Below are 22,731 nucleotides of genomic sequence, written 5' to 3'. Positions count from 1 at the left end.
GAGAAGGCTAAAAAGATCCGTCGGAGTGTTCCTTACGCCGAACGCATCTCCCACTGATTCCCCATTGTGCCAACCTTGGTTCGGCGGCGTCTTTGGTCGTCATGCGGCATTCCATCGATGCTCATGCGAATATCCGCATTGACGTTGCCCACCAGGTAGTAACTGTGCTCCACCAGCCCCTTGACGATTCCGCTGCAGTCGACTTGATTCACCTTGTTATGCATGAGGGTGGGTCGGGCCGGGCCGTTTGATCCCAACCGGTCGGGATTGCCTTTGGTGAAATCCGAGATGACGAGCGCCGCATCGCCACGATTGTGGTAAACACTGACGCTTCTTGCCAGCTCGTGGACCCGCCCCAGCGGCTGTCCCTCTTCCAACACGTTGTCATCGACATCGGGCGCGCAGAGAAAGATATGCTCGAACAGGCGGGGCAAGGCATTCCCCGGCGTGAAGGCATCGCATCGCGTGACCGCGTTCTGCAACAGATAATTCCCCATGGAGTGGCATAACAGATGAAGGTCCTGCTTGCAGAGCTGTTCATCATCACGGCGCAGGCCGGCCAGAAAGTCCCGTACTTTGAGGATGCCCCGTCCCACCGCATTGCCGGATCCGGCTGCTTCCGACCGATCGGACTTATAGGACACGAACGGCAGGGCCATGCCGTCTGATGGCCACGTAAAGAGCACTACCTGTACGGCTTGCTCGGGGTCGGCTTCGGAACTATGATTCAGCATTTCCTGAAGCGACAGTGCCGTGCCGACTGCGTCAGTCCAGGAAACGTTATAGCCATGGATAAAAATCAGCACATCCGTGTTCTTGCGCATGATCGTTTGCAGATCGGAAAAGGCCCCTTGCGATCCGAGTTTGATGTTCTCCTGCTGGTCCTCGGCCACTGAACGGTTGATTTTTTCCTTGTATGCGACGACTTTTGCGGATTCGGCGCATTTCGCCAGGTACTTGATCAGCCCTTCGCCGTCGCCCTGCCCGATGGGGCCGCAGTCCGCCTCAAGGTATTTGGCCATCTTGGCGTCATCGGCCTCCACCGTCACACGACCGAAGCGGAGGTTTTCCACCCCATCATCGCTGAATTTTTTGCCGTAGCCGTCGGGGTGCCAGCGATCGTTGCCGAGATGGTTGCGGTTGGTCGCATAGAAGAGTCGTAACGCCGTCATGTTCGTCGCTCCTTCTCTCACAAGGTGGGATGCTCTGGCCGGTACCGGACGGTGCCGAGCGAGATCTGAATATCGGCTTCGACAAGGAAAGTCAAGAACGGATCGCCGGCTCCTGGTCGGTAGAGGATCGGACGGTCAGACTATGTCTCCGGACGAGTTGCACCGAGTTCCTTCCAGAGAAAAGTCCAAACGTGTATCCGCGCGTTTCGCGACGGTTGTCCTGCCGTGTCGTCTTTCTTCCACCCGCCGATCAAGGTGCTGTGCGCATTGACCGGCTTTCCGTCCCGCTGGTATTCGCTCGCGGGGATTTCTCCACTGATAAACCGCGTGCCAAATTGATCGCGCAAAGTCCGCTGTTTCGCGCGGTCGGAGATGCAGTCCGTTTCGAACCTCAGCCCGTAGACCTTCGCTGTGCTCTTTTTCGCTTCCGTGAGATCGTCAGCCGACAGGCCGAGCGATTGCTTGTCGTCATCGGTGTACCACCAGAAGCGCATGGGCAGGGCAGGCTGCGCCACCACCACGGCGGCGACTTGTGGATGATCAAGCAGCGCGACAGGAAGCGGACCGGTCATGCAGTTGCCGATGATGCCGATGAATTGCTGATGGTGCCGCTCTCCGATTTTGTGCACCACGCCGCGCAACCAATTCACGATCGGGGCACTACCTTGAGCGGGGACTCCCCATTCACCGCCTGGGAAAAAATCGAGTGATCCCTGAAACCAGTAGGCCCCCAACCCGCTCACGAGCGAGAACCGTCCCTTCTCCCCGAACAGCAGCGGGACATAGACGGTAAAATCCTTTGAGAGCTCCTCCGCGTACGCCAGTGTTCCCGGAGATAACCCGGTCAGTTCGTGGAGCAAAAGGACCGGCGGCTTGGATGTGCCGTCATTGAGGCAGAACACCGAATGCGTCGTCCCGGCATGCGAAAAGGGTTGCTCAAAACATTCAGTCCATGCACCGACCGGCGTGCCTTCCTCTTTCGTGTGCGGCGCGCACATCCCGAGTTGCGCGGCTCCACAACCTGTTACGGATATCAAGAGGGTAACCAGGCTGGCGTGAGCGAAAGAGTGGCACAAATTTTCCATAGGACGTCTCTGACTCCATCTATTAAAGGGGCTTCGATCCCTCGCCGTTGTACAAAACAGGTCGGAGCTTGCCAATGTTTATGAGTTTGCGCAAGTGCTCATCCGAGGTTGTGGTCCCCTCTCTCTTTCCGGTGTATCTCATTCGATTCAACTTGAAATCCTGTTTGATACACTCCTGTCGCATTCACAGCACTCCCTCCTATCGAGTGCCTGAAAAGCCCCGATAAAGACTGAGGACGCTGGATCGATTCTGCTCGGTATGTGATTTGCTGCACATCTGAATATTCGCCACGGACATTGATAAAGGAGATCGACCATGCCGCTCAAACGATACGGAGTGCTGAAAGGAAGAGCCATCGGGGCCATGCGTGAGGAAGACCAATCCTCTCCGCATTATCAAGTTCACATTCAAGCCGGTTCCATACACCACCGCATCGCGGTGAACGTCAAATCGCAACTCAGTCCGTCGGAACTTCTCTTTGTAGTCGATGGCGATTTCCGTCATCCCATTACCGCCACGTTACCGGGTTTATCCGACGATTTTACCCTGTTGTCGAGTAAGCCGGGCGGGCAGGCGGTGGATTTTATCCGCGGTAATCTCTTTGATCGATCGGATATGCGGCTCCTTCCACCCGATCTTCCTGGACCGGACAATGATTTGAGCGACCAGATCGAGCATTACGTCAAGCGGGCCATGCAGGAACCAGCAGCACGGGTCTACGCGTTTGGGGAGCGGTGGGGACCGGAGGGTGGGAAAGCAGACAAGATTTTTGATTTTCGACCAGGGAACGGTGTTCACGACATTCATATGAACCAAGGGAATGCGCCGCCTCATACCGGTGATGACGGGGTTTGGCAGGATGGAGCCCTTATGTTCCATTTTCCTTCTTCCAGTCAATGGGTGGCCGTGTTTTTGGCGTTTCAATCCCAAGCGTGGCACACCGATGATCATACCGGTCATGCCAGCCCAGACGTGCCGACTCCCGGTCCGGGGCCGCAGCCGAATCCGACCGAGCCGGACCATATCGTCCGGATCGTCGGTGCCCTCGTGAATCCGCTCGGGCCTTCGCCGGAACAGGAGACGGTTACGCTGCTCAATGCGTCGCCCGAGTCGATTGATCTGACAGGATGGAAAATTGCCGACCGGCTCAAGAAGACCTGTGTGCTGTCCGGTGTCATCCCGCCCGGTGCCACTCTGGTGGTGAACTTGCCTCAGGAGGTTCAGCTGGGGAACAAAGGTGGAATTATCACTCTGCTTAATCAGAAGGGTTTGAAGGTGGACGGGGTGTCGTATACGGCGCAGCAGGCGAAAAAAGATGGATGGACGATCGTGTTCTAGGGGAGGTTGTCATGTGGGGCTCATCTTCTCAAGAGGTGGAGCCCGCAGAGAACGCGGCAATCGCTGCTCGTTGGGACATTCCTAGTTCGGTTTAGCAAGAGCTGTCTTGGTTAGCACATCCTGCGCATCATGTAGGTCAGGAACACCGACGGGTCTGCGGCCTTTGTGCATCGTCACCGTCATAGCCGTGCGGCGTGAAAGTCCCAGGACGTCGGCGCGCTGGGCGAGGTGAAAAAAGTCATACTTCTCACGGAGCGTCAGCTCTGCGCAGCGGCGGAGGAGATACAGGTCCAACTGGTCCTGCGATGTTAGGACATTCACGCGATACTCCACCCGGTATACGTTCTCCCTGAGCTGCTCAACCTCCTCCTTCCCTGCCTCACCCAGCGGCCTATAGTGCCCGGTTGCACAGCCACCCAGAGAAATGATCAACAGTAGAGCTATCGGTCCCAACAGCATGAAGCCCGTCTTCCAAGGGTGTATTGACATTGAGAGGGGCCATCCTAGCGGGAGGGGAGAACGAGATCAACAACAGGCCTCAACTTCATCTTCTCGGTTTCGAGAATAGCGTGCTATTGCTAGGAAGGGCACTCTGGAGGACTAAGATTTGACAGATTCTATCAGGTAGAAACAAAATATCGGAGCAACCTGAGCACCTTACTTACCCACGATTATCGAGTTGTTCGATGAAAATATATCTAGATGCGAAGGATTTAATAGGACTCTTCCAACAGGGGAAGCCCTGCAAGGCAGATGAGTTTAGCAAGGTTCTGCAACGAGGGAATCACCAATTGGTGCTTTCGTTTGAACTCGTGTGAGAAATATCTGCACCGCTTGTATCCCCTGCCGCAAAGGCAAACGTAATGGCGCTATTAAACGGCCTTGAGGAGATGCCGATAGCATATGTTCATCCAGCTATCGAGTGCTTGGAACTGCAGGAGGGGTTAGTAGCGTTTGCTGCTGGGCGGGAATGGATTCCGCTACATCCCTTCGTCAATCGATTTGATCAGGTCAAAGAAGCTGGCTTCCAATTGCGGAGAGCGACAGCGGGTCTGTAATACTGGATCAATGTGCGTGGCGTCTGGTGGCTACTGGTAGCTTGACGTCCCAGATCGTAGCGTTCTTTCCTTAAAGATGACACATATGAGTACCGTTACTTTGCCTTTTCTCCTCGTATTAGCAGTTTGCCTCCGATCCATCCACGCCCTTTGTATTCGGTAGTTATGGGGCCGATCTGTTCCACTCCAAATCCCTTAATTAGTGATGTTACCGTGACACAATTCGAAGATTCAGCCGTTGGCTCAACAAGGATTGTGGTTTCGGCACCGCTTTGGGTTGCCACTTTCTTATCGAATTCCGTCACCTTGTAATTTTTGGGAAGGCAGAATTGTTCATTAAATGTTCTTTCCTCATTGTGATCAACGGCTTTGTAGAATGCAAAACCTTGCGTTGCCACTTTTTTGTTCTCAGCAGTTTGAAGGCGAAGACTATTAGTATCGATTGCTACCATATCGATCAAACCCTTGGCGTAGCCTATTGGCATTGCGTAAGTTATGCTTTGGCTTTCATCGGCTCCAGCAATGGCCATTGCTATTACATTCCCTCCAATGTCAAAAATTGGGCCACCACTGTTTCCTCTATTCAACGGTAGACTTGTTACCCACCAACCGTTAGGTCCGAGTTTGCTGCTGAGGTGCCCTATTCCTGAGTTTAGGTTTTGAAGTGGTGTCGGAAAACCGAGTACATACAGTTCAGCCTCTTCTGGAACATTCTTGCTGTTTCCGATATGAACCCCAGTCAATTCTTTCACGGTGTTGGGCAGCTGTAGGAGCGCGGCATCGACTCCGGCGTCCACGTCTCTCTTGATAAATTGAAGTGGGTATGCGTGATTATGAGCTGATCCAAAGCTTGCCATTGTATCGACAAGTGTGTCGATATCCGGCTGTAGAACCACATGACTAGCTGTCAGTACGTGACCATCATCCGTGAGTAAAAATCCAGTTCCAAAACTCTTTTGAACTACTCCCGTTCCGTCCTTCTTCTTCTTTATTGATTTAATGTAAAGTACTTTGTTTGCGTTGTTCTTACGAATGCTACCATAGGAGCCGAGCGCAGCATATGTTGCTGATGGCGAATCGTCTGCAGCACACTCGCTGGCAAAGCTTGCGATGAGGGCGGTGACCAGTGCGACACTAAGAAAGATGCGTGCTATATGTATCATGAGCATATCCTCCTTTGTGTCCCGATCGCGCCAGACTAATTCTCACTTTGCGTACGGACCTGGATCATGGATCCTTTCGATCGTAGGCAGGTAAAGAAACTGTTTTGGGGAAAACCAAATGAAACGATTGGGATCATTTTTCCCGTCGATGGCAAATCCAAGTGAGCGGTGAATGCTGAGCCACGCGAGCTTGGAGCAATAGAACCCAGAATCATCGTTGAGATCAAAATTCCAAAAATCATACGGTCTTCCAAGATAATGTTTGGCTTCTGCTGCCACCTTGGAACGTTGCTCTGCGCTAAGCTGGCGAATGCGCCCAAGCCAAACGACTTGGTCTGAACGTTGCTTGATCCAATCGCTATATCTTGTACGCACGACGCCTTGATTCAGCAAGGCTTCGATCACCCATGGGACGTTCTTCGAGTCGACTTCAATGATGCCCACGTGTCCAACATATAAACCTCCCCCGGAATAGACTCCAGGAACTCCTGCTTCTTGTCCGCCTGCGTAAGTAGCAATGAATTCGCGAAAATCCATTGCTCGCAGTGTATCTAGTCTTTGTCGCAATACCTTGTCTGCCATTGGTGAATCTTGATACTTCTGCAGATAAATATCTCTTTCTTTGTTCCATTGTTCCTTATCCAATTCAGGGGAGTTAGCACTACCTGCGTTATATGGAACATATGCGCCTGGCCTCTTGGGCCAAACAAAATCTCCGGACTGAAATATTGCAGGATTTGGTCTTGGTAGTTCTGATGAGTCACCTGTATCTCCGCTTGTCAGGGTGGGTATGCATAGAATTGATGCGTATGCTAATGAAATCATAAGCCCAGGACAACGAAAGCATTTCATTTATTCCTCCACATCACTATCTCAATAGGCCAAGAATGCTCTTAATAGTGTGGTTCCCACTTTAAACTGCAAGGTTTATACGATCGGAATCTGGTTTCGCTGTGCCTCAAGCGTCAAGGAAATGTGACTTCTACAGTAATATCGTCAGCAGGGGTGACTGCACACGGGCTTGTATTCACCGTGCAGCCTGGGAAGTTCTTCCAAGTATAGGTCGGAGGGCCGGCGGTTGGAGGTGTAGCTGTCAAATCCGTCGCCACATTAATGGGGATCAATCCTGTATCGCAAGTAGGGGCGCAGTTCACCAGATTTGTACCTGCATCCCGATACGAAACAGATCCAGAGCCATTCACTTTGATGCCAAGCCGAACGTTGTTAAACTCTAACCTCACTGAATCGCTACCCTTCATGGTGTATTCCCCATTCCGAGCTTGCAACTCTACCCGATAATCCCGCGGACCATGATTCAACAGTTCTGAAGGTATGACAGCTGACACCTCAGCGCCTGTCACTGACAGCACTCGCAAGGTAAAAGTATCGCTATTCGCCGTCGCACTAAGCTTGAGACGTAATTCACTTGCTGGGGCTTTCTGGAGATCGAGTGGAGAATTCAATTTTGCAGTCAGCTTGCTTGGATCTTTAGGTTTGTCTGTCTCCACCTTATCGAGTCGGAATAGGCCCAACTCTTTTTCTGCGGAGGCTTCGCGAACGGCTCTAAACTGATCTGCCCCACTCTTCGACTGGAACTTCACAATATCGATCTTCTTCAGTGTCAGTTCATCGATTGCACTACCCACTTCTCGACGAAGCGCAGACGTTGCTTCTCTGTAAGCGGTTGCTGTGTTTGGCGCAATGTGATCTGCTGCGCCACGAAGAGCCTGCTCCATTTTCATTCCCGCTACTTCGTAGGCCTCGTACAATGCATCATTCTTGCTGTACGCTAGAAGGCCACTGAGGAATGTGCCGACTATCGGAATGACCACGTATGCATCAGAGCCTGTATGGCCCAGGGCCGAAAAACCAGCCAGGGCTCCTACGCTTGCCAATGCCACAACTCCGCCCAAGTAGATAATGTCCCGATTCAGAATTGCTCGTGCCCTTGCATAACTTCTATAATCTTGGGCCCAAAGCACAGATTCCCAATAGCGAATACACTCGGGCCTCACGTCATTTTGCATGTTTTTCGGGCAGCGCTCGCTCGCATCATCATAGAAGTCCGATCGATTTTCTATTAGCGGTGGAAACATTCCAATTTCTCGCGTGATGTTAAAGTGAGATCCGGTACAGCCTGTGCTCAGGAGACTGGTTGACAAGAGCAAGACCATAATCCAATGTGAGCGACCGCGACTTTCCAATGGGTTTGGAATCATTGGCTGCCCCCCCCTCAATAGAAAAAGTTACTGCTATTCGGGCTTAATACACTCTTCCGATGGTGTATCCACTTGCCAGCACTTAGCGTTCCAGAATCGAAACCGTTCTGCCATTTCCGAGTGATTCTGGGGGTTTGTATCAGCAGCGGCAATTCCAGCGCTGAAGCTCCTGACGTGGATGCGACTTCGCAAACATTGGTCACCGGCATTGGTACAGATTGGTGTGCTGTGGATGCTGCGCAAATAGTTGTCGTAGGAGCCAACCCTTCGGTGCTGAAGCGTTTCCGGATTGGCTAAGAAAGTGTCGAGCCATGTAAGGAGCGATCCTCGAGGCGTGAGGTCGCCCCATTCATACTGAATCTCGCCGCGCTCTACAACAGGATGCAACATGAAGTTATTGAAGTGAGTCTTTGTATTTGCGGTAAGGTAAGGGAATAGTGAATCTTCATAATCCTCGATTGAAGAAGCCGCAGCGAGATAGATAATTCGAGAAATGGGCAGCTTGGGGCCATACAATTGGATCATTTCATTGAGCACGATTGCACCCATGCTGTGCCCCACTACGACAATTTCCCAATCATACGCCGCGTCTTTGCGCTTGGCTTCTAGTAGCTTTTCCATGAATATGGAAAGCCCTCCAGAGGCAGGAATTGTCGCCAGTTCATCTCGTGCTTTAGCGGCTCTAGTAATTGAAGAAAGCCGCATTTCCTCCTCGGAGTGGAACAAAAGATGTATTCTCCGTTGCATGTTTATCCAGGCACTGGTCCCAAATGTATCGAGGATTGGGGCAATGGCTAGCTTCATGGGGAACGTAAAGAGATAAGACGCTGCGCGCAGATTCTTCTCGGTGCACCGTCCCTCATCGCTTCCAATTGAAATCGGAAAAGTGTCCATTGATGGCGGACGAGAGGGGGGCCTAAACGCCGGTGGGCTAGCTTCTATAGCAAAGGGCACGCAATAGGGAGGCTTTTGCAACTTAAGCTGGTCGGTACATGAATCGAGCGGGGTAGCTAAATTGTACCGGCACATGAGTTCGATGCTGATTGTACCGCTGAGGCCTGGACCGAAATGATTCCATGCATTGTCGAATGTTTTGAAATCGTTATAGATCAACTGCCCCCAGACCAACGGGGCGCGCACCAGGCTGCGCGTAACGTCCACCGGGAAAATGATCATGGAGGATGGGATGCCGGCGTACCACGGCCAGCGTTCTCCTTGACGTGTCTCCCACAGGTGTTCGAAATAACTAGACCATAGCGATGATCTCCAATTGATAAATATGGGATAGAATCCCTCTTTCTTGATCAAATCTATTCGAGTTTTTTCATCCTCGAACTCTTCAGTCATCCGGCGAAGTGAGCCCACCTGTGTATTCATTCCTCCATGGATGAAAAGCATGATTTTGCGCTTGCCTTGCCGGCCGTTTTGAGGTGCAGTGCCCCATTGCGCGATTCCTCCAAGAACTCGATCGATGTGTGTTTCGTATTCACTTGTTTCATAGTGCCGGTATGACAATAACGTGCTGTGTCGACCCTCTCCCACGTTTCCTGTGGGATCGACTGCTTGTCCATTTCTGCCAAACATGACCACATGTTTCGTGGGAACAGAGAATGTCTGACAGCCTACAATCAATATTGCACTGATTATCAGGAGAATAACTGATGGTAAGCCTGACCGATTGGAGTTATTCATTGGTATGTTGAGTGTACTCAAGCGATGCTCCTTTCGCTTGGGTTGCATGCAAGAGACTTGTTGCGCTGCTGACTCATCCAGCAAATGATGTGCCTCGAGGATAGCGACGGAATTGCATGAATTGCGAAGGATTGTGATGTTACCTGCGAAACGGCAATTTCGTAACGTGAATCCATTTTTATCCATAGTGAATCCGAATAGATTCATGCTTTTGCGCTTGGGGCCAAGCAAGGCAGGATAGTAGGGCTAGAGAGAATGTAAAGAATATGACTCGTAGGGCTAAAGTTTTACAGCGCGACTCAATAGGTACGATAAGCTCTATCGAGTGCGTGCTAGTGAATGTGGGCAAGAGTTCAGTGTTGAAGGCGTTCGTTCAGGCTGCGGATCGAAACAGTTAAAGATTCAAAAATGGTTCACGGCAGGGTGATCCCGTCGGTGATGCCATAGGCAAGGGCGTAACAAACAAAAATGCCGAGGCCGCCGATGGTGCCGGCTATGATCGATGTCATCCAGTTGCCGCGAGTGACATGTTTGGCAAGGATGGCCAGCAGAATCGCAATGCCGAACTCTCCCAGGATGATGTAATACGGTGTTTGGGAAAACATGCGGCAGTTGTCATACTGCCACCAGTTGATACGCCGAGCCATCTCTTCATAGTAGGGAATATTGATCGCGCCCAGCAGGCCGACGCCCAGCAATCCCCAGCCGCAGAATCGATTCCAGAGCCAGAGTCCGACATATCCGAATTGCACGGCGACGACTTCCCAGGCGAACGGCATCCAGAGAGGTGAGCGCCAGAGCATTGGTCCGCCGCCGATGGAATAGTCGAGCGTTTTGGTATAGTCCACCAGCCAGGCATCCGCCGCTAGTTCCGTGAAGCCCACTCCGAGTCCGAAGATCATCAACCGCCCAAGGAGGATGTCTCCATGTTTCACAACGAACCAGAGCAACATGGCGTTATCGACGACATTAAGCGCAAGGCCGGTTTTCCAATCAGACCAAGGCGCCCATGTCAGCACAGCGACAGCAACAATGTTGATCGCAATGGTGGCAATGATGAGCAGTAAGCGCTTGAGTGCCAGGGAATCGTCGAGCTTCTGTAAAGGCCTCTGCGGTGTTGCAAGGCTGAGTGGTGGTCTGGCGAGCAGCTCTGCGTAGGGCGCGATCACGGAACGCCTCATTCCATCTCGGCTCATACCCCGATCTACGAAAATGGAGGAAGGTTGGATCTCCATCTTTGTGAATAATGGTGCGGAGCAGTTACGGTCGCACAACAGCGAGCCGGCAAGATGGCGGTCGGATGTGGCGACTGATTTGAACGAGGTGTTCGGTAGGAATTTCCGTACGTAGCTAACGCGGGTCAAGGCCACTAGCGCGTGATAGCCGCCGGCTCGACCTTACACGATGCGAGGGAACGTCAGTTCCCTCGGTCGCTTTCGATCAGAACGGGGCGGGACACGTTCAGTCTCGGGGCCATCTCAGTGTAGACCATGGGGCTCTGTTCGAGCTCATCGACGACCGGATGGGAACCCATGTCGATCGACCCCTTAAAGAATGAGCCCTCTTCCATCGAAAAAGAAGGGGTGGAGATGTCGCCGAGCAGGACGCCGGGCTTGAGCAGCTGGATTTTTCCGCTCGCGGTGATATTCCCGTGAATCTTTCCCCTGGTCACGATCGTCTCGGCGATAATGGTGCCTCGGATGATCGCGTTCTCGCCGATCACCAGCATGCCCTTCGCGTGAATTTCTCCTTCGATCGAGCTGTCTAATTGAACGGTGCTGTGAAAGTGGACGATGCCTTTGAATGTGACATCTTTCCCGAGAACGGTGAAATTCCCATTATCGCCGCCCTCAAGTTCTCGTTTTTTGTCCCACATGATGGTGACCCTCTTTTAAGCTTGAGATGAGCGTACTCAACACCTTTTGTGTACAAAGTCAGTCAAAAGTCCGTGTCAACATACAGGAGTCGGGAGAAAGAATCAAAGGGTGATTTTCAGCAATTCGGTTTTGTAGCGGGAGGGAGACTCACTTCTTGCCCGAGGGTGATTCCGGAGTGCGTGCCTTGTCCGAACCTTGTGCGGCGATGGACTTGACGGCCTTTCCAATAGCCGGTCCGATCTTCGGAATTTCTTTCTCGACGTTCTGTGCGGCGCTCCGTAACCCGCGCGTGAGCTCATCGACTGTGAGCCCCTTGTTGCGTTCGGCTTGTTGCGAGTCAGCGGAAGAGGCTACGCCAGCGGTGACAAGAAGGAATGTCAGCACCCAAAAAGAGCATCGTCGATCCATGGTGAAACTCTATCATAGGTGGGAAGGCTTTTCAGACTCGGTCCAGTGGATGGAGTATTCGGTTGGGATCGCGTATGATCGCGCCGGTCTGCGACGGGGCATATCTGGGAGCTAAGTGCGATGGATGTCGATGTGTCATCTCGGTGGTTGGTGTTTGTCGGCTGTATCAGTGCCGGACTTGGAGTGGCAGCCGGTGCCTTTGGGGCTCATATGCTCAAAGGTGTATTGGATCAGCCGATGTTGGCCGTCTACGACACGGCCACTCGTTATCAGATGTATCATGCCTTCGGGATGATCTTGAGTGGCTTAGCTGTTCGTATCGGGCGTGATGTTGGAGCAGCCAAAGCCGGTTGGCTGTTTTTGGCGGGGACGCTCTTGTTCTCCGGGAGCCTGTATGGAGTCTCGTTGCTGGGCATCCGTTGGCTCGGAGCGGTCACACCGGTCGGGGGAGCACTGTTTATTATTGGTTGGGTCTTGCTGGGTTGGCGTGCGTGGCGTTGGGCAAGATGTTGAAAAAGTCCCCCAGCTTTGTTCTCGCATCGCTCAACGCCTCAACGTACTGAGAAGTACGCCTCGGCATCTCGCTTGCTGCGGCCTCGCTGGATGGACTTTTTGAACATCTTGCGGGGTATCCGCTACATCACTCTATTACCCGCAGGTGTTGCTTAAGACCTCAACATAAGAGATCCTACTAGGGCTGGCAGCCGGTCAATCGCTTGCCGCTAATCGGTCCCCATCCCCCCATGTTGTTCACGAACGACCCTTCGATCTTCGCATCGTCCTTGATGAACAGCAGACTGTCTTCCTGGATGCGGCCGTTTTGCTCCCATCGCAAGTAGATGGCATCTCCCACGATAATGGATTCCGTCGGTGTGACGGAGTTGGCCGATACTTGTCCGGCCGGGGGAAACGTAATGGTGGCCTTCTGCTCTCCGTGGTTCTGGTGATTGTGAACGATCCATTGCCAGGTCCCGCACAACCGCGCCTGGCCTTTCGCCTGCCTGATACGCTCCTTCCACCCGTAGATGTCCCACCAGGCGGCGGTTGCCCGCTGGCTCGCTTCAAATACCGTGCGTTCAGCAGCCAACAAAAGTTCTGTGTTCTGTTGCTTGAACGTTGGTTGAGACGTCCGAAGGGTCTGGTCTTCCTCGGTGAGGCGGAGCAAGTCGGCAAGCGATGCGCTTCGGCTGCGACCACGCAACCATTCTTGGCGGGCAGGGGAAAGGGAGACCGCTGTTGAAGATGAGATCGCGTCGCGGCTGAGTGAATCGGCCAGCTGCCACGCAGCCAGTGCTCCCATCAATTCATAGACCGTCTGGGATAATTCGGTCAATCCCAGCTCCTTGACCATCTTACTCGGGAGTCGCTTGGTTCTGAGCGCTCCTGCAGCATCTTTCAGGCCGAGCGCAGGGCCGACGCTGGTGGTGAACAGTGTCATGGCGCCCTCGTCTGAATCGATCGGAGCGAACTGGTCGGCACGCTGACCAACCGTTTCGGCCAGAAGAGTCGGTGACACCCGTTCTTCTGCGGCTGCGGGTGACAGGGTGAGCATCGAGAGGCCCACGAGCAGGAAGACACTTGCCATGGTAGGGCGAGGCCGGCTGCGATTCGCACCATCGGTCAGTGTGGGAATCCGGTAGGGGAGTGGCTGTCTGCTGCGGGTCATGTTCCTTGGAAGCAAGACTTCAAGAAACTCGCAGTTCGTTCCCAGGCGAGGACCGAACTGTCGGGATCATAGATGCCCGGCTTCATATCGTTACAAAAGGCGTGGGATGCTTCGGGATAGAGATGAGTTTCGACTCGTTTGGCATACTCGCCAGCGGCAGTGCGTATCTGTTCGACGTCATCCTGTGTGGCCCAGGTGTCCTTTCCTGCCTGATGATACAGCACAGGTGAATAGAGATCTTTCATCAGTTCTTTGGGCGTGACCATCTTGCCGTAATATGACACGGCAGCGCGCAACCGCTTTCGATGACAGGCGAACCGCAGCGCGTAGGATCCGCCCATTCCGTAGCCGACGGCGCCATGAATATTCCGTTTCGTGAAGGTGCGGGTATTGAGGTATTCACAACAGGAATTGATATCCGTGATGACATGCGCGTCGTTTTGCCGTTCCAGTAGGACGGCTGCCACATCGTCATTGGCGGTCACCATCCCTCCCAAGCGGCCGTAGAGATTGGGAATGATCACGGCGTACCCCTCGCAGGCCAGCCTCGCGCCTAGATCCTTCATCTGCCCGGTCAGGCCCCACCAATCATGCAGCAACACCAGGCCTGGATAGGTTCCTGGTGCTTGCGGCCAAAACAAGAGGCTATCGATTTGGTGTTCCTTCGGCATCTTGCTCTTGAAGTAGGGATCGACCATCTGATCGGTATGCGTGGGGATCGGCACTCCGCTTGGAAAGCGCGCCGTTCCTGTTCCGATCTGTTCCAATGTAAAGGGGGCTGTTTGAGTCGTAGGCATGGTCAAGAGCGTTATCGGAGCGGCTTCGCACGCGGCATCGCCTTACTATATGAAGCCGCTTGCGGGAATGTCAAATGAGCGCCATTGACTGATCGGCACCTCCGTTTTACTCTGAATCAGTCGAGAGGCACTCATGAATAAGGAACGCATCGGTATAGGGTTGATCGGAGTGGGCAGGCATGGGCTTCGGTATGCGCAGCATATCGTGCGCGACCTTCCGACTGCCTACCTCAGCGCAGTGTGCCGCCGACATCCCGAGCAAGGGTTCGATGTTCCCGGAGGGCCACCGGTCAATGTCTATGGAGAGGCCGCGTCGCTGATCGCCGATATCACCGTCGATGTGGTCGTTGTTGTCACTCCTCCCATATGGTACCCGGAGATCTGCCGGTTGGCGGTGCAAGCGCGAAAACCCATGCTGATTGAGAAACCGCTGGGAACTACAGCGGCCGATGCCTATGCGATGGCCGCGTTGGTTCGTGAAGCAGGGGTGCCGTTGATGACCGCGCAAACCCTCCGATTCGATAACACTATTCAACACATGAAGAAGCTCCAGCACGATATCGGGCGGTCCGATCGACTGGATTTGGTCAGCCGGATTGAGACAAGAAAGACGGCCCTTGATCATGCCGACGGCTATGGCAGGCGAGGCGCCTTACTGGAAATCGGAGTGCACATGCTTGACCTGGTTCGATTCATGACCGGTGAAGACGTATGCGAGGCGCGTTGCACGATGGACGTGCGGCCGGATGCCGGACCGGAAACCGCGGCATCCGTTCGCCTCACCACTTCCAGTGGAACGAGATGCCAGATTGAAATCGCGCGGGTGCCGGAAGGCCGGATCGGGCGGGCAATATGGTGGGGATCGCAGGGTCGGCTGGACGTTGATTGGGTGCAGCGCCACGTAGGGCTCAGTGACGGGACTGACACAGAGAACTTTGAACTTCCCCCATCACAGACGGTTCTCGCAACTCTGACCGCATTCTTGCAGGCCGTGACTGATAACTCCCCGATGCCCGTCACAGGAGATGATGGGTGTCGTGCGGTGGAAATCGCCGAAGCCTGCTACAAGTCGGCACAAGCTGGTGGCGCTCCTGTTCTCCTCAATCGTCGTTCGTGAAGCGTACTCGCAAATAAAGATTAGGACGCCCGTTCTCTATCCTGCGCTTCACGAGATACTCTTGCATCGTGCCGTGGGCTACGGCTCCGCCACGATGTGGGTATCCGTTTCCTCGACTCCATCGATGGCGTGTATTTTTGTGATCACGACATCGGAAAGTGCCCGCTCATCCTGGACGCTGATGAAGACGAAGATATCCGGACGGCCGAAGCAGGAGTGGGCCTGCTCGACGCCGGATATGCGTTTGAGTGTGCCGACGACGTCTTTGGTCTTTCCCGCTTTCACCTTGATGAGAATGTAGGCTCGGGTTGCCATGGGTCCCTCCTTGTAGGTTTCGTCGTTCGTGAAGCGTGAAGCGTAAGATGTAATACATTACTATTCTTTGCCGTTGTCGCGAGATACGAGATACGCTTCACGAGATACATGATTCATTGTCCCGCCGATCCAGGCATCGCGTTCCTATGGAGCGCATATACCTCCTCAAAGTGTTGTCCCTGTGCCGCGAGCGCAGACCGGCTGTCTCTCACCAGCTGCATGAATCGCCTGAAATCTTCCACTGAGACGTTGAATTGCCCGAGGCCGGTTGCCAATCGCTGGAGCTCTTCAGCCGGCACGTGAACGTCCGCGTCCGCGAGCGCCTCCAGCATTTCAGCGGTCCATCCGGTTGAGCGAAATCGTTCGAGGACCGTCGTTGCGTTCTCGCCGTGCTTGTCGGCCACGGCCCGGTTTACGAAATCCTGCACGGAGCGATCCGTGCCCTTGGCAAAGGTGGATTGGAGCTGGATGACAGACTGAATGATCCGATCCGCATCTCGGGTACCTTCGGGTGGAAGTACCTGGGCCTGTTGAAGGGTCGCGAGAACGGCCATCGCCGATCCAACGTATGGAGATGCGCTTTTGGCCCGTTGCATGGGAGTCGGAGGGAGGCCGTTCGCGGCGAACGTCGAGAAACAATCCACCGGGAGGAAGGAGAGCATGAAAGAGAGACTGAGGGCCCAAATTGCACAAGTCTGCCTGTTGCATCCTGACCGACTCGTGGGGACCGTTCCCTCTGGGCGATACCAGAGGCGCATGGGCGGATTATACAGAGTCAGCCCAAGTGACGCCAGCTCAGCCTGGAGCTGTATTGAAACCCTTATGGAGTATTACTATAATCGCCGAGGTTTGGACGCGGTCAGGAAGAGAAAGGCAATGGTTGCATGCTCGCCAAGGTTCGGAGCGCGGCGCTTATCGGTCTTGATGCGCATCTGGTCGATGTCGAGGTCGATATTTCCGGTGGACTACCCCAGTTCTCCGTCGTTGGGTTGCCCGACGCCACGGTCAAGGAAAGCCGCGACCGAGTACGTTCCGCGCTGAAGAACACCGGGTTTCACTTTCCCGCCAAGAGAATTACCGTCAATTTGGCCCCCGCCGGCGTGAAAAAGGAGGGATCGGGACTCGACCTTGCGATCGCCATCGGGATTCTCGTCGCGGAGGAGGTTATCCCGCAGGCCATGCTCGAGACATGTGTGTTGGTCGGGGAGCTTTCGTTGGATGGCCGAGTGAAGCCCATCACAGGAGCCCTCTCCTTTGCGCTCGCTTGCCGTGTGGGATATGACTTGTTGCTGCCCGCCGACAATGGTACGGAAGCGGCCCTGGTGGAAGGGGTAGCTGTCTATCCGCTCCATAGCCTTCCAGAAGCCGTGGAGTTTCTCAAAGGAAGCCAGATCATTGCCTTGAGCCGGTCCAGCCGCGACGCGCTGGAATCCACCAGATCGACGGAGGAAGAAGATTATACCGACGTTCGCGGGCAGGACCATGCCAAACGGGCACTCGAGATTGCCGCCTCCGGCGGACACAATGTGCTGATGGTCGGTCCTCCTGGTTCAGGAAAAACGATGCTGGCACGCCGGCTTCCCTCGATTCTTCCGTTGCTGGAGCTGGAGGAGGCGATTGAAACGACTCGAGTCCATAGCGTGGCCGGCCAACTCGCTCCGGATCGGCCATTGTTGACCGTACGGCCGTTTCGAGCCCCGCATCACAGCATCTCGGACGCCGGACTTGTCGGAGGAGGTACCGTTCCGAAGCCTGGGGAAGTGTCACTGGCGCATAACGGCGTCTTGTTTCTGGACGAATCGCCTGAATTCAAACGGGGCGTCCTGGAAGGGTTGCGGCAGCCGTTGGAAGACGGGCATGTCATCTTGACGAGAGCGAGCGGAACCTTGAAGTATCCGGCCCGATTCATGTTGATTGCCGCGATGAATCCCTGTCCTTGCGGATACTATGGAGACCGGACGCGGCCCTGTATGTGTACCGGAACGCAGATTCAGCGATACCGAGCGAAACTCTCCGGGCCGTTGTTGGACCGGTTGGATATTCATCTCGATGTCCCTCCTGTTCCGGTGCGAGAGCTCCGCACCGAACTCCCTGCCCCAGAAGGATCGGCTATGATCAGAACACGTGTCGTTGCGGCCCGTGAGCGCCAACGGCGACGGTATCGGAGCGACGGCATCTACACGAATGCACAGTTGAAGCCGCGAATGGTAAAGCGGTATTGTGGGCTCGACCAGCCCGCTCAAGAGTTGCTCGAGCACGCAATGGCGAGGCTTCGATTGTCGGCGCGGGCGCACGGACGTATTTTGCGTGTCGCGCGCACCATCGCCGACTTAGCCGACTCTGATAAGATTGACACGGTGCATATCGCGGAGGCTATTCAATACCGCTCGTTTGACCGCAATCCCGACGTGTGAGGACTCGGTGGCTTCAGCAAGAGTGTTTCTCTGGTGGTTTGTCGTGGGAGCGACGATGGCGTTGGCCGTCATCCTGGTGCAAGGCGGCATTAGGGAAGTGATGCAGGCGCAAGGATCGGTGTGGGAGCTGAAACTCGTCGAGCTGCTGACCACGATCATGGGCGGAGGGCTGTTGGGAGGCTGCATCGCGCTGATTCTGGATCGGATCAAGAAGTCTTAAGTGCTGGGTTGAGCCTTCCCTCGATGTGACCATGCGCTACCACCTTCCTCCGGCCAACAGCTGCGCCCCGGATAACCCGCGTGCAGTTCCCCAGACGCCGAGGGCTCACGCTCCGATACCACAGTATAGAGCCCGCGCAGCCAAATGGGCAGGTTAGCAGGATCAAGAGCCGTGGACGGATTGTACAGGAGGTAGGGGGAAAGCAAGGGCTAGGGCTGAAGTGTGCTCACGGCTGCTGAACATCAGGAGAAAGCCGTTGCAGTGGTGATCGTTGAGTGCTAGCATTATGTTAGCATGTCGTTCGGAAAGGGAGCAGCGGATGGCGCAAGTTCTTGTTCGCAATCTAAATGACCGCGTGGTGGCACGGCTCAAAAAACGCGCCCGAACTCGGGGGCGTTCACTGCAGGCGGAAGTCAAGACTATTCTTGAAGAGGCCGCCAAAGACGACATGCCTGGGGATTTTTGGAAGGAAGCCGATCGTATTCGCGAGCAGCTCAAGCGTTCCGGACGGAAGTTCAGTGACAGCGCTGCGTTGATTCGTGAGGATCGAGACCGGTGACCGCGTATGTGCTCGATGCCAGTGTCGTCGTGAAATGGTTCATTCCGGAGGCGCACAGTGAGGGGGCGCTACGGCTAAAGGGGAGGGATGCTCGACTTCATGCTCCGGCGGTGCTGACATTGGAACTCGGTAACGTCCTGGTCAAGAAACGACGGCGTGACGAGCTCACGCGTGCTGAAGCGGAAGATATTTGGAACGCATTTCGGCAGGTCCCGATCCGTCGACACGCCGATGATACGTTAGTGCTCGCTGCCTTCGATCTCGCTCAACAAACACGAACCGCTCTGTATGACAACTTATATCTTGCTCTCGGCGTTGAGCTGGACATTCCCTTTGTAACGGCCGATAGAAAATTCTATCAGGCGCTTCAAGCCACACCCTATCGCCACAAAATCAATTGGATTGAAGATTTATGATGCCTGTCCAGAGGGAAATATTTAACTGAGACTGCATATAACTGCCGTCTAATATCATCTTGAATAATGAGGAACATGGATATCGAAGTCGGCTCCAATCTCTACCGCAATTCGAACGGAACCATTGAGATCGAAGGTGTGCCGCAAATTCACGTGGCTCGGCATCCCGCGACCGGTATGCTCCTGGTCAATTTTGCCCTGTTTGACTCGAACGGCCGAATGCTCGCCAAAGTGGTGGACAGCACCATGATGTTCAACGAACGGCGCGCCTATGAACTGACGAAGACAGCCAAGGGCATGGCCATGAAGGATACCGCTTCCGGGAAGATTCTGCTCCAGCTCGAGGCGAAAGCCCCAGATGCGGTCTCCTTTTCACGCGGAGAGTTTCACACGATAAAAGGCCACCTCTTCCAAGTCTCACCGACCGAATGGAAGCTCGAGAAGCAGCACAAGAGCGGGCTGACGCACGATACACAAGGAGGCGCTGTTTCTATCGGGTAGACGAAGACGCCCGAGGCTCCGTCACCGTCGGGATGACGACAAGATTTCCGTTCTTGATATCGACCGATGCGGTATCCCCGTCCCGCAACTCTCCCTTCACCAGCAAGCGCGCAATCGGTGTTTCCAGCTCCTGCTGAATGAGGCGCTTGAGCGGTCTCGCTCCGTAGACCGGGTCATAGCCGCGCGCTCCCACATGTGTGAGCGCCGTGGGAGTGACGGCCAGTGTAATCCGGCGTTCCTCCAATCTGCTGCGCAGGCGTTCCAGCTGAATCTCCACGATCTTGATCAGCTGTTCGGTGCCGAGCGGATGGAAGACCACCATCTCGTCGACACGGTTCAGAAACTCAGGTCGAAAATGTTGCCGTAGTTCGCTCATGACCACCGTTCTGACCTGTTCGTAGGTGGCGCTGCGTTGCTGCGCCTCCAAGATGTGCGGGCTGCCGATATTGGAGGTCATGATCAGCACCGTGTTCTTGAAGTCGACCGTGCGGCCTTGTGAATCGGTCAGGCGGCCGTCATCCAGGACCTGCAGCAGGACATTGAAGACGTCGTGATGCGCTTTTTCGATTTCATCGAACAGGATCACCGAGAAAGGACGCCGGCGAACGGCTTCAGTCAGTTGACCCCCTTCGTCGTAGCCGATATAGCCCGGCGGCGCGCCGATCAAGCGGGCGACGGTGTGCTTTTCCATATATTCGGACATATCGATTCTGATCAGATTTCCTTCGTTGTCGAAGAGAATCGCGGCCAAGGCCCGGGCCAGTTCGGTTTTGCCGACTCCCGTGGGCCCCAGGAAGAGAAACGAGCCGATCGGACGATTCGGATCCTTGATGCCCGAACGGGCGCGCAGCACGGCATCCGCAACGGCTCGAACACCTTCATCCTGTCCCACCACACGTTGATGGAGCAGCTCTTCGAGTTTCAGCAGCTTGTCGGTTTCTCCCTCGAGTAAACGAGAGACCGGAATGCCGGTCCATCGGCTGACCACGGCGGCAATTTCATCTTCATCGACCTCTTCTTTCAGGAGCTTGGTCTCATCCTGCTTCTTTCCTAAGTGCTGCTGTTCCAGAGACAGCTCTCGTTCCAACCGGGGCAGTTCGCCGTACCGGAGTTCGGCCACTCGATTGAGGTCATAGGCTCGCTCTGCCTGATCGATCTTCAGCTTGATGTCCTCGATCGCCTCGCGTGTTTTTCGAAGCCGGGAGACGGAAGCTTTTTCCGATTCCCACCTGGTTTTGAGGGCTTGTAAGTCACGCTGCTTCTCGTTCAGTTCGGCTTCGAGCGTGCTCAAACGGGCCGCGCTTGCGGCATCCTTCTCCTTTTTCAACGCCTCGCGTTCAATTTCCAGCTGCAGCACCTTGCGCGAGACCTCGTCCAATTCGGCCGGAAGGCTGTCGATTTCCGTTCTGAGGCGCGCCGCGGCTTCGTCGACCAAGTCGATGGCTTTATCGGGGAGGAACCGGTCTGAAATATAACGATGCGAGAGCTTGGCCGCGGCGACCAGCGCGCTGTCCTTGATCCTTACACCATGGTGTACCTCATAACGCTCCTTGAGGCCGCGCAGGATGGAAATGGTGTTTTCCACGGATGGTTGGTCGACCAGGACCGTCTGAAAGCGGCGTTCCAATGCGGCGTCTTTTTCGATGTGTTTGCGGTACTCATCGAGTGTGGTGGCGCCGATGAGGTGCAACTCGCCCCGCGCCAGCATCGGCTTCAACAGGTTGGCCGCATCCATCGCGCCTTCGGCGGCTCCAGCCCCAACGACCGTGTGCAATTCATCGATGAACAGGAGAATTTGACCCTGAGAGGATTGGATTTCTTTTAAGACGGCCTTGAGCCGCTCTTCAAACTCGCCGCGGAACTTGGCGCCCGCGACGAGCGATCCCATATCCAAGGCGAAGAGCTTCTTGTGTTTGAGGCTCTCAGGCACGTCGCCTTTGACGATGCGGATGGCCAGCCCCTCCACAATGGCGGTTTTCCCGACCCCTGGTTCGCCGATGAGAACCGGGTTGTTCTTCGTCCGGCGGGACAAGATCTGAATCACACGCCGGATCTCATCATCGCGTCCGATGACGGGATCGAGCTTGCCTTGTCCGGCTAATTGGGTCAGATCGCGACCGTATTTCACCAACGACTGGTAGGTGCTTTCAGGGTCTTGACTGGTGACACGCTGATTCCCACGCACCTGCTGCAATCCGGACAAGAGGCGGTCTCTGGTGAGACCGAGTTTCTTGAAGACGCCTCCTTCCTGGACCATCGCCAGCAGGACGTGCTCGACGCTGAGAAAATCATCCTTCAGCGATTTTTGCTCGTCCTCCGCCCGGTTCAAAACCTGGGTGAGTCGGGCTGCCACATGCATTTGGCCGGGGGAAGCGCCGCCGCCTTGTACTTGCGGCAACTTGGCGAGGGCTTGTTCGACTGCTTGCCGGACGGCGGGGAGGGCAAGGCCAGCTCCCTCGAGCAACGCCGGTGTCGTTCCGCCCTCCTGATCAAGCAGTGCCAGCAGGACGTGCTCAACATCGATGCCTTGATGGCTTCGACGTTGCGCGTGAGCGGAGGCGGCCTGCAAGGCCTCCTGCAGCTTGATCGTCATTCGGTTCATGTCCATGGTTATTCACCCGTATAAATGTATGTCGATGAACCATCTGATAATCATCAGGAGGTGCAAGTCAACCGAGAATCTATATTCTGCCGGCGACGCGACTAGATCTTG

Annotated in this window: 23 protein-coding genes; 8 read left to right on the top strand and 15 right to left on the bottom strand. The window is 54.7% G+C overall.

What is annotated here, in order from left to right:
- Nucleotides 1–32 precede the first annotated feature (32 nt).
- A complete protein-coding gene (locus H8K04_12430) occupies nt 33–1,172 on the bottom strand; it encodes an alpha/beta hydrolase (protein ID UVT14653.1) in 1,140 nt (379 codons plus the stop codon).
- 140 nt (nt 1,173–1,312) lie between these two features.
- Nucleotides 1,313–2,257, bottom strand: coding sequence for a hypothetical protein (locus H8K04_12425; GenBank protein UVT14652.1), 945 nt, complete (start codon nt 2,255–2,257; stop codon nt 1,313–1,315).
- Between the two features lie 316 nt (nt 2,258–2,573).
- On the opposite strand from H8K04_12425, the gene H8K04_12420 reads away from it, so the two are divergent.
- A complete protein-coding gene (locus tag H8K04_12420) occupies nt 2,574–3,596 on the top strand; it encodes a DUF2278 family protein (protein UVT14651.1) in 1,023 nt (340 codons plus the stop codon).
- A gap of 81 nt (nt 3,597–3,677) precedes the next feature.
- On the opposite strand, the gene H8K04_12415 is transcribed toward H8K04_12420, so the two are convergent.
- The 8 genes from H8K04_12415 to H8K04_12380 form a co-directional block, all read right to left on the bottom strand.
- Nucleotides 3,678–4,085, bottom strand: coding sequence for a hypothetical protein (locus tag H8K04_12415; GenBank protein UVT14650.1), 408 nt, complete (start codon nt 4,083–4,085; stop codon nt 3,678–3,680).
- Between the two features lie 664 nt (nt 4,086–4,749).
- Nucleotides 4,750–5,817, bottom strand: coding sequence for a trypsin-like peptidase domain-containing protein (locus H8K04_12410; protein ID UVT14649.1), 1,068 nt, complete (start codon nt 5,815–5,817; stop codon nt 4,750–4,752).
- Between the two features lie 42 nt (nt 5,818–5,859).
- Nucleotides 5,860–6,669, bottom strand: coding sequence for a hypothetical protein (locus H8K04_12405; GenBank protein ID UVT14648.1), 810 nt, complete (start codon nt 6,667–6,669; stop codon nt 5,860–5,862).
- A 113-nt stretch (nt 6,670–6,782) separates the two neighbouring features.
- Nucleotides 6,783–7,913, bottom strand: a complete 1,131-nt coding sequence (locus H8K04_12400) for a hypothetical protein (GenBank protein UVT14647.1) — start codon at nt 7,911–7,913, stop codon at nt 6,783–6,785.
- A gap of 156 nt (nt 7,914–8,069) precedes the next feature.
- Nucleotides 8,070–9,749 (bottom strand): hypothetical protein, encoded by a 1,680-nt coding sequence (locus tag H8K04_12395; protein UVT14646.1) that lies wholly within the window; start codon nt 9,747–9,749, stop codon nt 8,070–8,072.
- 392 nt (nt 9,750–10,141) lie between these two features.
- The gene (locus H8K04_12390) at nt 10,142–10,897 is read right to left on the bottom strand and encodes a hypothetical protein (protein ID UVT14645.1); all 756 of its coding nucleotides are present in this window, start codon (nt 10,895–10,897) and stop codon (nt 10,142–10,144) included.
- 248 nt (nt 10,898–11,145) lie between these two features.
- On the bottom strand, nt 11,146–11,604 hold the full coding sequence (locus H8K04_12385; GenBank protein ID UVT14644.1) for a polymer-forming cytoskeletal protein: 459 nt from the start codon (nt 11,602–11,604) through the stop codon (nt 11,146–11,148).
- A gap of 148 nt (nt 11,605–11,752) precedes the next feature.
- On the bottom strand, nt 11,753–12,013 hold the full coding sequence (locus H8K04_12380) for a hypothetical protein (GenBank protein ID UVT14643.1): 261 nt from the start codon (nt 12,011–12,013) through the stop codon (nt 11,753–11,755).
- A gap of 120 nt (nt 12,014–12,133) precedes the next feature.
- Between H8K04_12380 and H8K04_12375 the strand changes: the two genes are divergently transcribed.
- On the top strand, nt 12,134–12,526 hold the full coding sequence (locus tag H8K04_12375; GenBank protein UVT14642.1) for a DUF423 domain-containing protein: 393 nt from the start codon (nt 12,134–12,136) through the stop codon (nt 12,524–12,526).
- Between the two features lie 178 nt (nt 12,527–12,704).
- Here H8K04_12375 and H8K04_12370 read toward each other — a convergent pair whose 3' ends face one another.
- Both H8K04_12370 and H8K04_12365 read right to left on the bottom strand, forming a co-directional pair.
- Nucleotides 12,705–13,598, bottom strand: coding sequence for a hypothetical protein (locus H8K04_12370; GenBank protein UVT14641.1), 894 nt, complete (start codon nt 13,596–13,598; stop codon nt 12,705–12,707).
- A gap of 77 nt (nt 13,599–13,675) precedes the next feature.
- Nucleotides 13,676–14,476: a dienelactone hydrolase family protein gene (locus H8K04_12365; protein UVT14640.1), complete on the bottom strand. Its 801-nt coding sequence runs from the start codon at nt 14,474–14,476 to the stop codon at nt 13,676–13,678.
- 133 nt (nt 14,477–14,609) lie between these two features.
- Between H8K04_12365 and H8K04_12360 the strand changes: the two genes are divergently transcribed.
- A complete protein-coding gene (locus H8K04_12360) occupies nt 14,610–15,593 on the top strand; it encodes a Gfo/Idh/MocA family oxidoreductase (protein ID UVT14639.1) in 984 nt (327 codons plus the stop codon).
- A gap of 78 nt (nt 15,594–15,671) precedes the next feature.
- Here H8K04_12360 and H8K04_12355 read toward each other — a convergent pair whose 3' ends face one another.
- Nucleotides 15,672–15,908, bottom strand: coding sequence for an Lrp/AsnC ligand binding domain-containing protein (locus H8K04_12355; protein ID UVT14638.1), 237 nt, complete (start codon nt 15,906–15,908; stop codon nt 15,672–15,674).
- 113 nt (nt 15,909–16,021) lie between these two features.
- Entirely contained in the window at nt 16,022–16,462 is a 441-nt protein-coding gene (locus tag H8K04_12350) for a hypothetical protein (GenBank protein UVT14637.1), read from the bottom strand.
- A gap of 330 nt (nt 16,463–16,792) precedes the next feature.
- On the opposite strand from H8K04_12350, the gene H8K04_12345 reads away from it, so the two are divergent.
- The 5 genes from H8K04_12345 to H8K04_12325 all read left to right on the top strand — a co-directional run bounded on the left by H8K04_12345 (nt 16,793) and on the right by H8K04_12325 (nt 20,018).
- On the top strand, nt 16,793–18,322 hold the full coding sequence (locus H8K04_12345) for a YifB family Mg chelatase-like AAA ATPase (protein UVT14636.1): 1,530 nt from the start codon (nt 16,793–16,795) through the stop codon (nt 18,320–18,322).
- 7 nt (nt 18,323–18,329) lie between these two features.
- A complete protein-coding gene (locus tag H8K04_12340) occupies nt 18,330–18,542 on the top strand; it encodes a hypothetical protein (protein ID UVT14635.1) in 213 nt (70 codons plus the stop codon).
- A 319-nt stretch (nt 18,543–18,861) separates the two neighbouring features.
- Entirely contained in the window at nt 18,862–19,101 is a 240-nt protein-coding gene (locus tag H8K04_12335; protein ID UVT14634.1) for a hypothetical protein, read from the top strand.
- Nucleotides 19,098–19,517, top strand: a complete 420-nt coding sequence (locus H8K04_12330; GenBank protein UVT14633.1) for a type II toxin-antitoxin system VapC family toxin — start codon at nt 19,098–19,100, stop codon at nt 19,515–19,517. Before H8K04_12335 ends, H8K04_12330 begins: the two co-directional genes overlap by 4 nt.
- A 75-nt stretch (nt 19,518–19,592) precedes the next feature.
- Nucleotides 19,593–20,018 (top strand): hypothetical protein, encoded by a 426-nt coding sequence (locus H8K04_12325; GenBank protein ID UVT14632.1) that lies wholly within the window; start codon nt 19,593–19,595, stop codon nt 20,016–20,018.
- On the opposite strand, the gene clpB is transcribed toward H8K04_12325, so the two are convergent.
- On the bottom strand, nt 20,008–22,626 hold the full coding sequence (clpB, locus tag H8K04_12320) for an ATP-dependent chaperone ClpB (protein UVT14631.1): 2,619 nt from the start codon (nt 22,624–22,626) through the stop codon (nt 20,008–20,010). The two genes, H8K04_12325 and clpB, sit on opposite strands and share 11 nt — an antisense overlap.
- Nucleotides 22,627–22,731 lie beyond the last annotated feature (105 nt).

The sequence above is a fragment of the Nitrospira sp. genome (genome assembly GCA_024760525.1).
Lineage (GTDB): Bacteria > Nitrospirota > Nitrospiria > Nitrospirales > Nitrospiraceae > Nitrospira_D.
The sequence above is the reverse complement of the archived record's forward strand: the minus strand, read 5'-3'. Positions and strand labels throughout refer to the sequence as shown.

Excerpts from the sequence above, each read along its gene's own strand:
- H8K04_12365 (UVT14640.1), bottom strand. The coding sequence starts at position 14,476 with ATGCCTACGACTCAAACAGCCCCCTTTACATTGGAACAGATCGGAACA.
- H8K04_12350 (UVT14637.1), bottom strand. The coding sequence starts at position 16,462 with ATGGCCGTTCTCGCGACCCTTCAACAGGCCCAGGTACTTCCACCCGAA.
- H8K04_12370 (UVT14641.1), bottom strand. The coding sequence starts at position 13,598 with ATGGCAAGTGTCTTCCTGCTCGTGGGCCTCTCGATGCTCACCCTGTCA.
- H8K04_12360 (UVT14639.1), top strand. The coding sequence starts at position 14,610 with ATGAATAAGGAACGCATCGGTATAGGGTTGATCGGAGTGGGCAGGCAT.
- H8K04_12325 (UVT14632.1), top strand. The coding sequence starts at position 19,593 with ATGGATATCGAAGTCGGCTCCAATCTCTACCGCAATTCGAACGGAACC.
- H8K04_12430 (UVT14653.1), bottom strand. The coding sequence starts at position 1,172 with ATGACGGCGTTACGACTCTTCTATGCGACCAACCGCAACCATCTCGGC.
- H8K04_12345 (UVT14636.1), top strand. The coding sequence starts at position 16,793 with ATGCTCGCCAAGGTTCGGAGCGCGGCGCTTATCGGTCTTGATGCGCAT.
- H8K04_12425 (UVT14652.1), bottom strand. The coding sequence starts at position 2,257 with ATGGAAAATTTGTGCCACTCTTTCGCTCACGCCAGCCTGGTTACCCTC.
- H8K04_12410 (UVT14649.1), bottom strand. The coding sequence starts at position 5,817 with ATGATACATATAGCACGCATCTTTCTTAGTGTCGCACTGGTCACCGCC.
- H8K04_12415 (UVT14650.1), bottom strand. The coding sequence starts at position 4,085 with ATGTCAATACACCCTTGGAAGACGGGCTTCATGCTGTTGGGACCGATA.
- H8K04_12380 (UVT14643.1), bottom strand. The coding sequence starts at position 12,013 with ATGGATCGACGATGCTCTTTTTGGGTGCTGACATTCCTTCTTGTCACC.
- H8K04_12355 (UVT14638.1), bottom strand. The coding sequence starts at position 15,908 with ATGGCAACCCGAGCCTACATTCTCATCAAGGTGAAAGCGGGAAAGACC.
- H8K04_12335 (UVT14634.1), top strand. The coding sequence starts at position 18,862 with ATGGCGCAAGTTCTTGTTCGCAATCTAAATGACCGCGTGGTGGCACGG.
- H8K04_12385 (UVT14644.1), bottom strand. The coding sequence starts at position 11,604 with ATGTGGGACAAAAAACGAGAACTTGAGGGCGGCGATAATGGGAATTTC.
- H8K04_12405 (UVT14648.1), bottom strand. The coding sequence starts at position 6,669 with ATGAAATGCTTTCGTTGTCCTGGGCTTATGATTTCATTAGCATACGCA.
- H8K04_12400 (UVT14647.1), bottom strand. The coding sequence starts at position 7,913 with ATGTTTCCACCGCTAATAGAAAATCGATCGGACTTCTATGATGATGCG.
- clpB (UVT14631.1), bottom strand. The coding sequence starts at position 22,626 with ATGGACATGAACCGAATGACGATCAAGCTGCAGGAGGCCTTGCAGGCC.
- H8K04_12420 (UVT14651.1), top strand. The coding sequence starts at position 2,574 with ATGCCGCTCAAACGATACGGAGTGCTGAAAGGAAGAGCCATCGGGGCC.
- H8K04_12375 (UVT14642.1), top strand. The coding sequence starts at position 12,134 with ATGGATGTCGATGTGTCATCTCGGTGGTTGGTGTTTGTCGGCTGTATC.